The organism is Photobacterium aphoticum (assembly GCF_001029435.1).
GTDB classification, from domain to species: domain Bacteria; phylum Pseudomonadota; class Gammaproteobacteria; order Enterobacterales; family Vibrionaceae; genus Photobacterium; species Photobacterium aphoticum.
The window spans coordinates 1-14,766 of the sequence record NZ_LDOV01000010.1 but is presented as its reverse complement, the minus strand read 5'-3'; the positions used below and the strand labels follow the sequence as shown (position 1 = coordinate 14,766).

The window sequence follows — 14,766 nt, the reverse complement described above, 5'->3', positions numbered from 1 at the left end:
ATGCATCCATATTCACAATGCGATTCGCACTTGTTGTCGCAAATTAAACTGATAAGGAAACTCATCCAATGGCACTTGAAATTAAACCAGGTCAAACTCACATCAAATCTAAAGCAATGGTTGCATGGGCTGCGGGCGAACCACTTAAAATGGAAGAAGTGGATGTACAACTTCCTAAAGCCGGTGAAGTGCTAGTACGCATCGTTGCAACTGGTGTTTGTCACACTGACGCATTCACACTTTCAGGTGACGATCCAGAAGGTATCTTCCCTTCAATCCTTGGTCACGAAGGCGGCGGTATCGTTGAAATGGTTGGCGAAGGCGTAACAAGCGTAGAAGTTGGCGACCACGTTATCCCACTTTACACCGCAGAATGTGGTGAGTGTAAGTTCTGTAAATCTGGCAAAACAAACCTATGTCAGGCAGTGCGTGAAACACAAGGTAAAGGCCTAATGCCTGATGGCACAAGCCGCTTCTCAATCAACGGTGAAACCATTTTCCACTACATGGGTTGTTCAACGTTCTCTGAGTACACGGTACTGCCAGAAATCTCACTGGCTAAAGTGAACAAAGCTGCCCCTCTTGAAGAAGTGTGTCTGCTAGGTTGTGGTGTAACCACTGGTATGGGTGCGGTACTGAACACTGCGAAAGTAGAGAAAGGCGACAACGTAGCTGTATTCGGCCTGGGTGGTATCGGTCTGTCTGCTATCATCGGTGCTCGTATGGCAGGTGCTAACCGCATCATCGGTGTGGATATTAACGAAAGCAAATTTGAGTTGGCGAAACAACTGGGTGCCACTGACTGCATCAACCCAATGAAATTCGACAAACCTATCCAAGACGTGATCGTTGAAATGACTGACGGCGGCGTTGAGTACTCTTTCGAGTGTATCGGTAACGTGAACGTAATGCGTCAAGCTCTAGAGTGCTGCCACAAAGGCTGGGGTGAGTCTGTAATCATCGGTGTTGCCGGTGCCGGTCAAGAGATCTCAACCCGTCCATTCCAGCTAGTAACCGGTCGTGTATGGCGTGGTTCTGCATTCGGTGGTGTAAAAGGTCGCTCTGAGCTACCAGAAATCGTTGAGCGTTACATGGCGGGTGAATTCGGTCTACAAGAGTTCATCACACACACCATGGGTCTGCAAGACGTGAACGAAGCCTTTGAATTAATGCACAAAGGTGAATCTATCCGTACTGTACTGCACATGGATAAATAAGCCGCCTGTCTCTTTCAGCCGGTAATGCGTCAATCACGTCAGACAATAAAAAGTGTTGTGGTCATCCCCTGATGACCGCTTCACACTGACGATAACACGCAAAACAAAAAGCGCCGCGACAAAGCTGTACTCACAGTCTGTCGCGGCGCTTTTTTATGCCGTTAACATGGCAAGTAAACTTAGCGTTCGCCCTGCACTTCAAAGTCATCGCTGATCAAACGGGCTTGACCATCGGGCTGTACCACCCAATGCTCACGGTGCACCACGCCAAAGGCCTTATTCATGGTCCAGGCCGCCGTCAGAATATAACCCTCTTCGCCTTCCGGCGTCCATGTAACCTCAGTGTAATCCACATCTGCAAACCCCTGATCCATGATGTTCTGCCAAAAACCCTCGATGGCCTCACGCCCTGTAAACGTCCCAAACGGGCGCGCATGCATCACGCAATTTTCATCGTACTGCGCCGCACAGCCTTTCGCATCTTGTTGGTTAAACGCCATTTGCCATGCAGCAATACCCGCCTGACACGCTTCAAGTACAGAGACACTCATGATGTTTTCCTTAAATCAACAATAAAGAGGAGATGTGATGAGTGTAGGTATTTTATTAGGCAAGAAAAACGGGCATATTAGAACGGACTGTTAAGTTAAACAGAACAATCAAGACCGAGCAATAAAGTTATGCACCGATTACGCCAAATGTCCGTTTTTGCCCACATTGTTGAAGCGGGCTCCCTTACCGCTGCCGCTGAGCAGCTGAATGTCTCCAAGTCGGTGATCAGCCAGCACCTCAAAGCACTCGAAACAGAATTAGGCGTGGCCTTATTAAAGCGCACCACCCGCCGCCAATCCCTGACGACGGCCGGCCAAGCCTTCTATCAGGAATGCACCAAGCTCAATCAACTGGCAGAGTCAGCCTGGCAACATGCCCTCGACAGCCAACAACAACCGCAAGGTGACATCACCATTACAGCCTCTGATGCCATGATGGCTACGCTGGTCGTGCCAGCGATGGCGACCTTGATGCAGCAATACCCCGCCCTACGCCCAACGTTAATCAGTGACGATCAACCGTTGAACCTAATGGCAAACCATATCGACTTAGCGATTCGCGTTGGCCCTTCTACCGAAGAAGCGCTCAAACAACGGCGTATTGGCGCATTTCGTGATGTGCTTTGTGGTACGCATGCACGCTTACAGAGCGCGTCGTGGGAAGAGCAGGGCTATATTGCCAATCAGTGGCAGCCACCCCACATCGATCATGTCCTCAGCCATTCTGAGCACGGCGAGCAACATGTGATACCCACGGTGATTTGTCGCGCAGACTCCTTTCATACTTGTATGAGTCTCATTGATGCAGGTGTCGGGATTGGATTAGTGCCTGATTACATTTTTACGCAGAAACAGTCGCTGCTATCAGAAGTGTTTCCGGGTTATCAATTACCCTTGAATCCCGTTTATGCGTTGCACCCCTTTGCGCAACATACCCCGTTATCCGTACAGGTCTGTATTGATGCCATTGAACAGCAGTTACAACAGCTAATTAAATTTAATGCATGACTGCTGAAGGGGGTTGTAGACTTCATGCTGGCGCATACAGTCTTCAAGATGTTTGTAATCCAGATACTGGTAAATACCCAGCAGAAAAACAGCAAGCAACATGCCAGCCAGAGAGAGTTTGACCAGCCCCCTTTTTTTACGGTGCAGGGCGTAAAGCATCAACGCCACAGACATCGGCGCAATACTCAAAAAGAAAGGTTGTAAATCAAACACAGACACGGGCAATACATCACGCCAAAACACAAACAACGGCCTGCCATCATACGCCTTAGGGATAGCGCATTCAAAGCAAACTTATTCTTCATGCCCGATAGCACGCGTCTAATTGGCTCCTGAATCGTCATCATCAGGAGCACACCTGCTTTTCTCGCCGGTTTTCAATAAAATGTGGCGTTAAATCCGCGTCCCCATCATTATCAATAACGTCGTGGCAGATACTTCCGCGTAAGGCACTTGCGTGGCGAACAGATCAAAATTTACCCCACTCTGGGTTTGAAAGCCCACACCCAGCATCGGGTCGACCGCTTTTTTACTGTATTGATACCCGCCGTGGACATAGTCGGTATCCGATTGCGCGGCCCCTGCCATCAATCGCCAGCCGCTATCGAACTGGTAACCCGAGTACAAGGTGATCAGTGAAGCATCCAAATGCTGGTTGCTCACAGCAATATGATCGCCGGCTAGGGCAAAATGTGCTTGGCTGGCATTAATGGCTGAAGGCGAATAACTGCCCCCAAAAAGTACGCCGCTGTCCGTGGTGTATTGAAATGCAAATGTTGCTGAGAAGGTAGAGCCTGAATATTCATCCTTAACCATTCCGCCCATTTCTCCGCCCAGTAGTGTGGTTCCCGCTGCAATCGAAAATCCGCTTCTGTCGATTTCAACCGCTTGAGCAACCATCGGGCTCAACAGAGCCGCCAACACCACAGGTAAGTCACACTTTTGAGTCATGTACTTTGACCTAATCGTATTCATGGAAATGAGAAGGCGCGGATTCTTAGACAATCACCCTCACTTCACCATAAAAATATTTTAATCAGGATCATCTACATGGTTGATGTAACAAAAGAGATGTGTTGCAAATTCGTATTAAATGATTGATTTTATAAAATATTGGCAGGTATCAACGTGCCACTGTAAACACGTATTAGCAAACATACAAGATAGGCTGCCTGCGTGATACATAATGACACGCAGGCAGTAAATCACATTTAAATCAATGCTTTAATTTCATGCAACGATAACCAAAATTTTTTTGTCTTGTTCGTGCAAATAGGATGACAAATAAGTGCCATTTGTCATTTTTCCACCCAATCACACTACATTACACTGAATTTCTATTGATAAATGTCATTTTTATGGGCAATTTATCAACATCAGCATTGTCTTAGTATCGAGACACTATCGGTGCATCACCCAGGGATCACCACTAATCCAAACGATTCCAGCAATTGCTCTTGCTGCCAGTCACAAATCATCACACCTTTTAAGGGCACTAAACGCGGATCCAATCCGGTTAAATCCACATGGCAGAGGTTGCACCCTTCCATGGCAAATTGTCCCCATTGCTCTGGCGAAAACTCCCCCCGGGATAAATCTGCCCCTTTTAATGTGGCACCTTGTAAATTGGCGCCGTTCCAGCGATTTTCAAATAATTCACACTCTTCCAGTTGCTGGTTTTCTAAATTGGTATAGGACAGATTGCAATCACTGATATACGCCGAACAGAAAAACGTTTGATGGGTAATATAGTTGGCAAAACTCGCCTGAACGAAATTCGCCCCCTTCAAATTACAGGAGCGAAATTCAATCCCAAAACAATCAGCCCCACGAAAATCCGCCATACTTAAATCACACTGCTTAAAACTGACTTCTTTCAGCTGCGTATAAGCAAAACAGCATCCCTCAATATCCCCACGGGCAATAAACTGGCAGTCGATGAATTGAGTGTCCGTTAAATCGGCACGAGAAAAGTCGCACACGTAAAAACGGCAGTGCTGATACACTTCACCAGACAAATTTTGCTTGGCGAAGCTGACACCTTCATAGGTTTGATGAGTGATCATAATACGGTTTTCCATAGAGAATTTGGCGCAGAGTACCGCTAACGTTCTCTGACCTCAAGCCGCCTATATCACAGGATTGGTAATGGGCTTAGCCTGAGCATCCGCATGAACAACACTTGCTCAATTCGACAAAAACCACAAAAAACAGGCATAAAAAAACCGCTCCTTTTAACTGGTGATCAAGGAGCGGTTGGAAGAATGCACTGTGGTGGTGAGTTTTCAGGCTCAAAGCGCGCCTATCACAAAGCGTCTGGGCGCTTGAGATAGAATACGCACTAAGAACACTGATTTTCCAAGTAAAACGCCAAGGAAGCAGTTTTGGGTGGTATCGCTTCCTAAGTCGCTAGGATACGGTTAAATCACCAGGCCACCGTCAATTTTCAATACTTGGCCGGTAATAAAACTAGCATTGTCACTGGCAAGGAACAGGGCACCGTTTGCAATATCTTGCGGTTTACCCATGCGGCCCAGTGGGGTTTTCCCTTTCATGTGATCCAACACTTTGTCAGGCAAATCAACGGTCATCGGGGTTTCGATAAATCCAGGGGCAATACAGTTAGCGCGCACTTGCGCCCCTTTGCGGGAGAACTCTTTCGCCCACCCTTTCGTCATGGCAATCACCCCGCCTTTGGTGGCAGCGTAGTTACTTTGACCGATATTACCATCCGTCCCCACAACCGAAGACATGGTAATGATTGAGCCGGCATCCCCTTCCATCATGACGGGCACAACCGCCTGCGTCATATTAAAGACACCTTTTAGGTTCACGTCAGAGACAAAGTCCCACTCTTCTTCCGTCATTTTATCGATCAAATTGTCGCGAGTCACACCGGCGTTATTTACCAGCACATCAATATGACCATGGGTTTCTTTCAGTTTATCGATAAAGTAATTAATGGAATCACGGTCACAAACGTTTAATTCAACAGCGCTAACATTTGGGTATTTCGTTTCTAAATCAACCATGGCTGCAGCATTCATATCGCAGGCGTACACATGTAATGCATCGTTTTTTGCGAAGGTTTCAACGATACAACGGCCAATGCCTTGTGCACCACCAGTGACGATACATACTTTATTGTTGAGCATCATAAGTTCCCCTTAATCAATACCAAAACGAGTCAATGTCAAAATGGGTAGAGTGGTATCCGCGAGAGCGCCAACAGCTGTGTCGGGTTTCACAACTCACTATAACCCTAGTGTAGATGACTCCTGGTCAATAATTACTCACATAGATGCAAATCACTTTTGCAGAAAAAGAACTATCCCTTTCCGCTATATTTGGGGCAAAGTTCACTATTCACATACAAAAAACAGGGTCATTGGTTTTACTTTGCCTTCTTTGCTATAAATGAGAGAAGTACATTTCCTGCAAGGTCGCTCATGTTAGACAAGGTTGTCTTCTTCCTCCACGTTGTGCGCACTGGCTCGATCAGCGAGGCGGCGAAGCTCAATAATATCTCTGCATCGGCGGCCAGCCGCTGGTTGAATGAGTTAGAGGCGTCCATGGGGGTCAGTTTATTAAAGCGCACCACGCGTAAAATCACCTTAACCCAAGCTGGCCAACGGTTATTTGACCGTTTTAGTCTGATCCACACCCAAATTGATGATGTGTTTAATGAAGTGCAAAACCTCAGTAATGAGGACAAAGGCACCATTAAAATTGCCAGTACGCCGTTATTTGCTAAACATTATCTGAGCCAAATTATTGGTGAATACCTGCAACATCACCCCTCGATTAACTTTGTGGTACTGGAAACAGCCTTCGAAGTCGATCATGTCCATGACGTGGATTTTGCGATTCGAGCCAATGCCACCTACCGAGGCTTTCAAGATAAAGACAGCTTGCTGGTGAAACGGGCTCTACTCCGAGAACCGCTCATGGCCTGCTGCTCCCCTCAATATATAAACATGCAGGGGCGGCCGGTGATCCCCGATGATCTTAAAAACCATCGATGCCTGTACGCCACGACGTTAGTCGGCGGCAACCGGTGGATTTTTGAGTTAAACGGTGAATATTCCTCAGTAGAGATTGCCCAAACAGTAGAAGCTGATGACAGTGAAATATTGAAAAATATTGCCATCGCAGGCGGTGGGATCGCGTACCTGCCCATTAGCCTGATCAAAGCAGAATTGGCCCAAGGGCGACTGGTGCCCGTATTAGAAAATTATGTCAGCAGCCAATTTGAACTCAATTTATATTTTAAACCACGTAAATATATGCCTGCTCGCTGTGCTAATTTCAAAGATTACCTGATTAATCGCATTCCAGCCCTTAAGCAACAGCAAGGACATGCCCATGCCCGTACTTCCACTCACCCTGCAAACGTGGCTAACACAATTTAACCTGACTGTGGCACAGTCACTGGCGATGGGGGTTGTGCCCACGCCAGTCCTTGCACGTCTGGGGCTGCAGACCATTACTCAGCAATTTTCACAACCTGTGCCTGCTGTGCAAACCGAATTGCAGACCACGCTCCATCACACCCATGTGCCATGCCGCATTTTCCATCCGGTGCCGAGTCAACCCTTACCCGTCATCCTGTTTTTCCACGGAGGGGGCCACATGTGCGGTAATAGTGAGATTTACACGCCGATTTGCCGACACATTGCCACCACTTGCCAACACATTGTCGTCAGCGTGGATTATCGCCTGGCGCCAGAATTCCCTTATCCGCACGGACTCAATGACTGTTTAGCCAGTCTGGTTCACCTGCGGGACACATTACGCGAGCACCAATTACGGTTTACACCTTCAGTCACCGTGATGGGCGATTCTGCAGGCGGTGCGCTGGCTGCCACCCTTGTTCAACAACACCGCCTATTAGACAAAGTGGCGCAATTGGGCATGCCGGTTGATCAATTGGTGTTGATCTACCCCAGCCTCGATTACACCTTATCCAGCCCATCCATTTTTCAGCTTCAGCAGGGTTACTTATTAGAGAGCAGCAAAATTCATTGGTATTTTGATCATTATTTTCAGCAAGATGAAGATCGCGCCAAAGCCTCACCGCTGTTTCAGCCTATTGCACCCACACATCCTGCCACGCTGATCATTACGGCGGAATTCGATCCGCTGCGTGATGAAGGGCGCCGCTATTACGACAAGCTACGCATCCATGATGTCGCCGGTGAGCATATCCATATGGATACCATGATCCATGCCTATCTGAATTTAGAAGCCTTGGTACCTGATGCTTGCGCCACAACATACCAAGCCATCGCGCAATTTTTAACGAAAAGCCGTCCCCGACCCGTCTCTCAGCCTCTGATGAGCCACACTTCCTCGTGAGATTCGTTCACGTATGAGCAAGGCCAATGCCATCATATGGGCATAAAAAAAGCCCAAGTCAGAACTTGGGCTTTTCACGATTTAAGCGATGTGTATTACCACATCAGATCATCAGGGATCTGGAACGCCGCATACGGATCGTCTTCATCAATCTCTTGTTCAGACACCACGTTGTTCAGTACCACACTGGTCTCATCGCGCTGGCTGATCTTATCTGCCACCACGCCAGGGATAATCACATAGCTCTCACCCAAACGGGCAATCGCCAAACGGCCGCTCACTAGCTGATCTTGTGTTTTCTTGTCCACATACAGCTTTTTCACTAACGCGCCGTCAGTGAAGTTGTAACCAATATCACCGTCAGTGTTATCCACTTTGTTCATTTCAATCAGTTGTTTTACCTGAGAGGCAATGGCTTTTTTCTCAGCTTCTGCCTGCTTCTGGCGGTTCAATTCCTGATCTTGCGCCAATTGCGATGCTTTGTTCGCTTCAACTGCCGCTTTGGCTTCTTTACGCAAGGTGCGCGATTTTTTCGTCGACTTACCCGCTTTTTTCAGTTTTTTCTTATCAATAAGACCAGCTTGCAATAGCTGCTCTTGAAGGGATAGCTTGGCCATGGAGACTCCGTCACGGGCACAGGGTTATCATTGAATGCCGTCAAGTATACCAAAACCCTGGCCCACTCGGAAACTAGCGCTGAAACGGATAAATGGCACCTAATCCCATGATTTGCGTCAGGGAGTCTAACGCCGTGCGAGATTCTTCCCATAATTGCGGATCCGCTAAATCCGCGTCAGTTAAGCGATCACGATAATGCGTATCCACCCAGGTATTAAGTTGCTGGAACAAGGTCGCATTCATCAGTGTATGAGGATTCACTGCCGCCAGTTCAGCGTCGGTCAATACCACCCGTAAACGCAAACAAGCTGGGCCGCCCCCGTTAGCCATACTCTGCTTTAAATCGAAAAATTGTACCTGATCAATACCGCGTTCTTCCGCCAGTAAATACGAGACATAATCCCACACTCTCGTATTCTCACGGCACTCTTGTGGCAACACCAATAAGGTCTCGCCATTGGGCAACGAGAGCAATTGTGAGTTAAACAGGTAGCTAGACACCGCATCGTGCAATGGCACGTCATCTACCGGCACTTCGATAATCGAAAAGCCCTCTCCCATACGGTCACTCAGCGTGGCATACACAGCTTGGGGATCGAGAAAAGCCAGTTCATGACAGAACAACAGATTCTTGTTACCGACCGCAATCACATCATTGTGGAACACGCCCTGATCAATCACAGCAGGGTTTTGCTGCGCATACACCACGTGTTTCGCATCCAACTGATGCAAACGTGCGACCGCTTCACTGGCTTCAAAGGTGTGGCGGGCGGGATAGCGTGAGGGTGCAGGGAAACGATCATCAAAAGCATGTCGCCCATACACAAAGAACTCAACCCCTTGCTCACCGTATTCATGGCAAAAACGGGTGTGGTTGGCCGCCCCTTCATCACCAAAATGCTCAGAAGGTGGTAACGCGGCATGATGAACAAAATGCGCATCATCCGCAAACGTGGCCTTCAGGATCCGCCCGGTCACGTCATGTTCAATAGCGCGGTGAAATTTATTGATGAGATTGGCAGGCGTGAAATGCACCTTGCCGTCGGCGGTATCGGCAGAGGGTGACACTGTTGCTGCGTTTGCCGTCCACATACTGGATGCCGAGCTACAGGCAGCCAATATCTGCGGGGCCTGTTGTGCCGCTTGCGCGATCACCTGTTGATCACTGCCACGGAAACCTAATCGGCGTAACGTGGGAATATCCGGCCGAGCCTGAGGTGCTAACACGCCCTGCACCAATCCCAGATCAGCTAACGCTTTCATCTTCGCCAGGCCTTGTTTGGCGGCCAGTTTCGGGTTTGACGGCTGTGCTTGGTGCTTGGCAGAGGCCACATTCCCAAACGATAATCCGCCATAATTGTGCGTTGGGCCAACTAATCCATCAAAGTTCGCTTCGTATGCGGTCATCATCACTCCCTACCCTTTACCTCTACATCAATAACAAAATATTCACATTTTGCGCGGTAACCGTAAATGGTTATTCTTTTATTTCGGCGTACCTCTTTTCAACACTTCACGCATAAATACGCACAAATGAATACCTTTTATCCTGATTTTCTTATACCTATGCATGAAAAACGCCAAAAAAAAGCCAACCTTCTCAGGCTGGCTTTTTTGCAAATTCTGTGTGCTGGATCGCTACATGTCCCATTCCACAACGTGGCCTTCATCATACACACCGTCGCTGTATGCAGGGGAATAGTTGATAAAGACGTTACGTTTATCCACCGGCAGTTGCTCTGATAGTGTGCTGGCAATCAACTCCAACATCGCTGCAATCTGCTCTTCAGTGTTAAAGTTCGGCGCAAACAGATGCACCAATATAGGGTGGCTGAACTCTGGCTGTGTTTCCACATGCTTACCACCATGCGCATAATGATGAGGGGTCATGTAATCCCATGTCGCCATCACATGACGCAACTCAATCTCATTGGCTTCCGCTAATGCATGCGACAGCAAATTCAGCACCCGGGGCACATTCACATCTTGAGCAAAGGGTAACGACTTAATTCGGACTAATGGCATCTTTCCCTCCTTGCACGCGGTGGTTAATCCTAATGCGGTTCGAAAAGGCACTGCCATCACAAAAAACGGCTGGCGAGGAAGCAATGCCCTAATATTAAGAGGTTAGCGGATGGGTGTGAGGTTGCGTATCTCAACATTGAGACAACCTGCACATTCCCTTCTTCATGCCATTACATCCCTACTTTTTCCAACTTTTTCCCTTTTTGTGCAATTCGGGCTATTTCGCCGTCACGGCACGCACCGCAGATCGTTTACCCAGGTAATACCCTAATCCTAATGGCGCAAAGAAAATCACCCCAATGAACAGCACGAAATACAGAATGGTACTTTTGATCAACTCGATCAACTTGGTCATCGCCAGATCCACCACCTCTTGTGAGGCTTGATTTATGTCTTGCGTAAACTGAGTACGTTGCTGATCGATGATCAGTGCAATTTCCTGACGCTCACGTGCCACCATGGTTTCTAACGCCTGACGCTCAATACTCAATTGCACTAAACGCTGCGCCGTTTTGGCGTCGATATCATTCACCAAAGGTTGCAATTCAATGGCCATTTGCGCGGCCAAGTCACGCATGTATTCCGGGTTATTATCGATAAAATCCTTAAATGCGTCGGAAGACACTTTCAAGCTATTTAGCGCCACATTGACCTGCTCAATGCTGGCCGAGCTGTTTAACGCCAACAGTTGCGCCTTCCACGTCATGATCTTTGGCGTCTGTTCAGAGACCAAGCTCAAACGATCGGACACATCGCCAATCGCCTCTGGCATGGTACCCAGTGTCGTCACCGCTTCTTCAGCATTAATGCTGTTGGCTTTTAACCATGCGCGGTACGCCGGTGTGCGGATCATGCTGACATCAGCAAACGGGTACTGGGCCACAAACGCATCGACAAAGGCTTTACTCTGGGTAAATACCGCTTTCTTTAACAACGTTTGGGCTAGTTTCTCTACTTCATTTGCCAAATGTACCGACACGGTCTGTGCTTCTTGCGTCACAAACACATGTTGGCCAGCACCACTCACATAAAACTGCTCCATCTGCTTGGCAAAAACCCACGTATCGATCAATGCAGCCATTGGTGAGACCTGATACGCCGCAGATTGTAAACCTTCTTCCGCATTGATTTTCCACAACAACACGTTGGACTGGTTCACGCTATCACGTGACGGATAGCGGGTGTGCAGCACATCGGCCGCCTGCTCAACTTGGGCAAAAAACTGCTGGGCGTACTCACGGGTCATGAGTCGCATGTTCAGCTCTTGCTGAGTCAGCGGCACGGTTTGGCTTTCAATTTTAACTTCAAGTAAGGAACAACCAGAAAGCAGGCAGACCAGCATCGCTGTCGCCCAAATACGAAAACGTCGAAAAGACATCAATAAACCTACAAATACAACAGAGGAAGGAAACACGCTTACCGCTTTAATCGCGGTAAGACACATTCAGGGTAAGAAAAATTTAGGCGGTATGGATATACCCTAAAACAAACACCCCGAGACAGGCTCGGGGTGGGATGTAACAAACCGAGTCAGCGCCTATTAATGCTGGTTTGTATCATCGCATTTTTTATCTTCACAGCATGGATTCACCACACGCTCTGCGCAGGTGTATGGCTCAATGTGAATGATCACATCCACCACTTCATCCAGTTGTGCCAGAATATAGCGCTTGAAGTTCTCACTGATAGCATGCGCTTTATCTACGCTCATGTCCGGATCGACCAGCATATGGAAGTCGAGCAAAATCGTACTCCCCGTACGGCGGTTACGGATCGCATGCACTTCTTTAATTTGCGGCACTTCTTCAGCGTATTGTTGGATCTTCACGTCAATATCGCTGTCCGCTTCTGCGTCCGTTAACTCCTGAATCGCTGGCCACAAAATGTCAAAAGCGGCTTTCAGGATCATCGCAGTCACCAACAACGCGGCGATCTGATCCAGGTAATGTAACCCTGGCGCCACGTAGTTCGCGACCACAGCCACAGCGACCGGCAGCGAACTCAAGGCATCCGAACGGTGGTGCCAGGCATTGGCGTGCAACGAGCGGCTGTTAATGCGCTTTGCCTGTACCACTGTCCAGCGGTACAACACTTCTTTAGCGACAATGGACGCGACCGCCGCAATAAAGGCCAGCATACCCGGTGAATTCGTCGCTTCATGGCCAATCGCGCTTAACGCATCCCAACCAATGCCAATACCCACCAGAGCCAATAACACACCAATGAAGATATTGGTCAGGGTTTCAAAACGCCCATGTCCATAAGGGTGTTCTTTATCAGCCGGTGCAGTCCAATAACGGGAACCGATCAAAATAGCGGTATCGGTCACCAAATCTGACAAACTGTGAATACCATCAGCCACCAATGCCTGACTGCCGGTCAATTTACCGACCGATATTTTAACGCCCGCCAAGGCAATATTGACAATTGAGCCGACCCAGGTGGCTCGACGAATGGTTTTTATCGCTGTTTCAGACATGGATGACCCACTAAATAATTCAAAAATACGTGCAAGAACAGTTCGCCAGTATAATACTTGGGAATGTCAGGTATCACCACCCAACTTCCGACTATTTAGCGGTTGTCGGTGACTTATTGTTCATACTTCTCAGCCATATTTTGCTGTACCGCCTGATGGCAAGGGCATGTCACTAAATGATCATTCACCATGCCTACCGCCTGCATAAAGGCATAACAAATCGTTTCTCCCACAAAACTGAAGCCTTTTTTCTTTAAAAAGCGACTCATTGCTTTGGATGCAGGTGTTGAGGTCGGAATATCTTCCTGTTTCTGCCAATGGTTAATTACCGGTTGATGATCGACAAATTGCCATAATGCTGCCGATAAAGAGCCATATTCTGCAATTAATGCTTTGGCTGCCCGGGCATTATTAAACACCGACTGAATTTTCCCCCTGTGTTTAATGACATCATACTTTTCGATGATTTCTTCGACTTTTTCTGCCTCATACTGCGCCAATGTATCCAAACAATAGCCCTCAAAAGCAGCGCGATACGCATCGCGGCGTTTTAACACCGTGTACCAGCTAAGTCCGGCTTGCGCCCCTTCTAAGGTCAAAAATTCAAACAGATATTCATTATCTAAGCTAATGCGACCCCACTCCTGATCGTGGTAAATCCGCTCAATTGGCTGCTTCATTGCCCATGCACAGACACCGTTGTCTGCGTCATTGATTATATTGTGTTCATCCATGCTGCTACCTTTATTTCTCTCATGGTTGTCGTGTTACATCGCGTTATAACGCGACCTTTCAATAAGCACATAACTGCTATTGCCAGCCAGAATGACAGAGTTGTGAAGCGTCTCGAAAAACGTCTTATTTTAATGAAATTTCCTTACATGATATAGACTTAAAATTTGGGTCATAATGTGCCACAACCCTCTGTTACAAAAAGGTTACACATTGAAAATTGTTGCTGTTATATTACACCTGAGGCGTTATTTTGCAGATTTATGCAAAGCACTTCACACAAACAGAATGGGGGCGTGTAAATCAAATTGAAAAATACACCCTTCCTTCCATAATAGGGACGTCAATACAAAGATATTGATTTATAAAAGGACTTTTATGAGACATATCACCGATTTTATCGAGCAGCTTGAGCATGGTAATGACTCATTTAATATCTGGGTCTACGCTAGTAAAGGTCAATATAGTCAGTTCGGTAAGCAAGGAAAAAAAATTCGCACTCCCGCCCTGCAACGGGCATTGAATCAACACCTTCAGATCGTAGTAGAGATGAATAATGAATCAAGCAAGGATGCATATTTATTACTTCCAGAAGTGCACGCTGTCGTACCTGTTTTATTCCAAAATGGCCAGGTACAATCTCTGACGAGACCCGCTCAGTAAGGTCACACAGTCACTCATGATTCCGTCTCACACCTGGCTAGGTTGACATTATCATTACTGTGATAGCCGATAATAAAAAAACAGACCACCACGGTAATGCCGTTCACTTAAGGTG

The 14,766-nt window shown here is 47.5% G+C and carries 16 protein-coding genes; 5 read left to right on the top strand and 11 right to left on the bottom strand.

The features are described from left to right. Positions 1-68: 68 nt before the first annotated feature. The gene (locus ABT58_RS04100) at positions 69-1,217 is read left to right on the top strand and encodes an S-(hydroxymethyl)glutathione dehydrogenase/class III alcohol dehydrogenase (RefSeq protein ID WP_047873105.1); all 1,149 of its coding nucleotides are present in this window, start codon (positions 69-71) and stop codon (positions 1,215-1,217) included. Positions 1,218-1,396: 179 nt separating this feature from the next. On the opposite strand, the gene ABT58_RS04095 is transcribed toward ABT58_RS04100, so the two are convergent. Then, complete coding sequence (locus ABT58_RS04095; RefSeq protein WP_047873104.1) at positions 1,397-1,768, bottom strand: YybH family protein; 372 nt, start codon at positions 1,766-1,768, stop codon at positions 1,397-1,399. 129 nt (positions 1,769-1,897) lie between these two features. Here ABT58_RS04095 and ABT58_RS04090 point away from each other — a divergent pair, with 129 nt between their 5' ends. Further along, positions 1,898-2,776, top strand: coding sequence for a LysR family transcriptional regulator (locus ABT58_RS04090; RefSeq protein ID WP_047873103.1), 879 nt, complete (start codon positions 1,898-1,900; stop codon positions 2,774-2,776). Here the strand turns inward: ABT58_RS04090 and ABT58_RS04085 are convergent. The 4 genes from ABT58_RS04085 to fabG all read right to left on the bottom strand — a co-directional run bounded on the left by ABT58_RS04085 (position 2,756) and on the right by fabG (position 5,931). After that, positions 2,756-3,019, bottom strand: coding sequence for a hypothetical protein (locus tag ABT58_RS04085; RefSeq protein WP_146147195.1), 264 nt, complete (start codon positions 3,017-3,019; stop codon positions 2,756-2,758). The genes ABT58_RS04090 and ABT58_RS04085 overlap by 21 nt on opposite strands. A 150-nt stretch (positions 3,020-3,169) precedes the next feature. Next, on the bottom strand, positions 3,170-3,727 hold the full coding sequence (locus ABT58_RS04080; RefSeq protein WP_047873101.1) for a hypothetical protein: 558 nt from the start codon (positions 3,725-3,727) through the stop codon (positions 3,170-3,172). Positions 3,728-4,188: 461 nt separating this feature from the next. Further along, the gene (locus tag ABT58_RS04075; protein WP_047873567.1) at positions 4,189-4,842 is read right to left on the bottom strand and encodes a Qnr family pentapeptide repeat protein; all 654 of its coding nucleotides are present in this window, start codon (positions 4,840-4,842) and stop codon (positions 4,189-4,191) included. Between the two features lie 354 nt (positions 4,843-5,196). Beyond that, positions 5,197-5,931 carry a 3-oxoacyl-ACP reductase FabG gene (gene fabG, locus ABT58_RS04070; protein WP_047873100.1) on the bottom strand — a complete coding sequence of 245 codons (735 nt, stop codon included), beginning with the start codon at positions 5,929-5,931 and terminating at the stop codon, positions 5,197-5,199. Positions 5,932-6,225: 294 nt separating this feature from the next. Between fabG and ABT58_RS04065 the strand changes: the two genes are divergently transcribed. Further along, positions 6,226-7,188: a LysR family transcriptional regulator gene (locus ABT58_RS04065; protein ID WP_047873099.1), complete on the top strand. Its 963-nt coding sequence runs from the start codon at positions 6,226-6,228 to the stop codon at positions 7,186-7,188. Further along, positions 7,142-8,134 carry an alpha/beta hydrolase gene (locus ABT58_RS04060; RefSeq protein ID WP_047873098.1) on the top strand — a complete coding sequence of 331 codons (993 nt, stop codon included), beginning with the start codon at positions 7,142-7,144 and terminating at the stop codon, positions 8,132-8,134. The genes ABT58_RS04065 and ABT58_RS04060 overlap by 47 nt, the downstream gene beginning before the upstream one ends. 95 nt (positions 8,135-8,229) lie before the next feature. On the opposite strand, the gene ABT58_RS04055 is transcribed toward ABT58_RS04060, so the two are convergent. The 6 genes from ABT58_RS04055 to ABT58_RS04030 all read right to left on the bottom strand — a co-directional run bounded on the left by ABT58_RS04055 (position 8,230) and on the right by ABT58_RS04030 (position 13,990). Beyond that, entirely contained in the window at positions 8,230-8,751 is a 522-nt protein-coding gene (locus tag ABT58_RS04055) for a DUF2058 domain-containing protein (RefSeq protein ID WP_047873097.1), read from the bottom strand. A gap of 73 nt (positions 8,752-8,824) precedes the next feature. Beyond that, on the bottom strand, positions 8,825-10,159 hold the full coding sequence (gene astB, locus ABT58_RS04050) for an N-succinylarginine dihydrolase (RefSeq protein WP_047873096.1): 1,335 nt from the start codon (positions 10,157-10,159) through the stop codon (positions 8,825-8,827). Between the two features lie 231 nt (positions 10,160-10,390). Further along, entirely contained in the window at positions 10,391-10,777 is a 387-nt protein-coding gene (locus tag ABT58_RS04045) for a hypothetical protein (RefSeq protein ID WP_047873095.1), read from the bottom strand. A 217-nt stretch (positions 10,778-10,994) separates the two neighbouring features. Then, a complete protein-coding gene (locus tag ABT58_RS04040) occupies positions 10,995-12,155 on the bottom strand; it encodes a chemotaxis protein (RefSeq protein WP_047873566.1) in 1,161 nt (386 codons plus the stop codon). A 162-nt stretch (positions 12,156-12,317) separates the two neighbouring features. Beyond that, positions 12,318-13,256 (bottom strand): cation diffusion facilitator family transporter, encoded by a 939-nt coding sequence (locus tag ABT58_RS04035; RefSeq protein ID WP_047873094.1) that lies wholly within the window; start codon positions 13,254-13,256, stop codon positions 12,318-12,320. Between the two features lie 113 nt (positions 13,257-13,369). Then, positions 13,370-13,990, bottom strand: coding sequence for a DNA-3-methyladenine glycosylase I (locus ABT58_RS04030; RefSeq protein ID WP_047873093.1), 621 nt, complete (start codon positions 13,988-13,990; stop codon positions 13,370-13,372). A 376-nt stretch (positions 13,991-14,366) separates the two neighbouring features. Here ABT58_RS04030 and ABT58_RS04025 point away from each other — a divergent pair, with 376 nt between their 5' ends. After that, positions 14,367-14,651, top strand: a complete 285-nt coding sequence (locus tag ABT58_RS04025) for a hypothetical protein (protein WP_047873092.1) — start codon at positions 14,367-14,369, stop codon at positions 14,649-14,651. The last annotated feature ends 115 nt before the right edge of the window (positions 14,652-14,766 follow it).

What these genes read in the sequence shown, in the direction of transcription:
- ABT58_RS04100 (WP_047873105.1), top strand. Translation starts at nt 69, where the DNA reads ATGGCACTTGAAATTAAACCAGGTCAAACTCACATCAAATCTAAAGCA.
- ABT58_RS04095 (WP_047873104.1), bottom strand. Translation starts at nt 1,768, where the DNA reads ATGAGTGTCTCTGTACTTGAAGCGTGTCAGGCGGGTATTGCTGCATGG.
- ABT58_RS04090 (WP_047873103.1), top strand. Translation starts at nt 1,898, where the DNA reads ATGCACCGATTACGCCAAATGTCCGTTTTTGCCCACATTGTTGAAGCG.
- ABT58_RS04080 (WP_047873101.1), bottom strand. Translation starts at nt 3,727, where the DNA reads ATGACTCAAAAGTGTGACTTACCTGTGGTGTTGGCGGCTCTGTTGAGC.
- ABT58_RS04075 (WP_047873567.1), bottom strand. Translation starts at nt 4,842, where the DNA reads ATGATCACTCATCAAACCTATGAAGGTGTCAGCTTCGCCAAGCAAAAT.
- fabG (WP_047873100.1), bottom strand. Translation starts at nt 5,931, where the DNA reads ATGCTCAACAATAAAGTATGTATCGTCACTGGTGGTGCACAAGGCATT.
- ABT58_RS04065 (WP_047873099.1), top strand. Translation starts at nt 6,226, where the DNA reads ATGTTAGACAAGGTTGTCTTCTTCCTCCACGTTGTGCGCACTGGCTCG.
- ABT58_RS04060 (WP_047873098.1), top strand. Translation starts at nt 7,142, where the DNA reads ATGCCCGTACTTCCACTCACCCTGCAAACGTGGCTAACACAATTTAAC.
- ABT58_RS04055 (WP_047873097.1), bottom strand. Translation starts at nt 8,751, where the DNA reads ATGGCCAAGCTATCCCTTCAAGAGCAGCTATTGCAAGCTGGTCTTATT.
- astB (WP_047873096.1), bottom strand. Translation starts at nt 10,159, where the DNA reads ATGACCGCATACGAAGCGAACTTTGATGGATTAGTTGGCCCAACGCAC.
- ABT58_RS04045 (WP_047873095.1), bottom strand. Translation starts at nt 10,777, where the DNA reads ATGCCATTAGTCCGAATTAAGTCGTTACCCTTTGCTCAAGATGTGAAT.
- ABT58_RS04040 (WP_047873566.1), bottom strand. Translation starts at nt 12,155, where the DNA reads ATGTCTTTTCGACGTTTTCGTATTTGGGCGACAGCGATGCTGGTCTGC.
- ABT58_RS04035 (WP_047873094.1), bottom strand. Translation starts at nt 13,256, where the DNA reads ATGTCTGAAACAGCGATAAAAACCATTCGTCGAGCCACCTGGGTCGGC.
- ABT58_RS04030 (WP_047873093.1), bottom strand. Translation starts at nt 13,990, where the DNA reads ATGGATGAACACAATATAATCAATGACGCAGACAACGGTGTCTGTGCA.
- ABT58_RS04025 (WP_047873092.1), top strand. Translation starts at nt 14,367, where the DNA reads ATGAGACATATCACCGATTTTATCGAGCAGCTTGAGCATGGTAATGAC.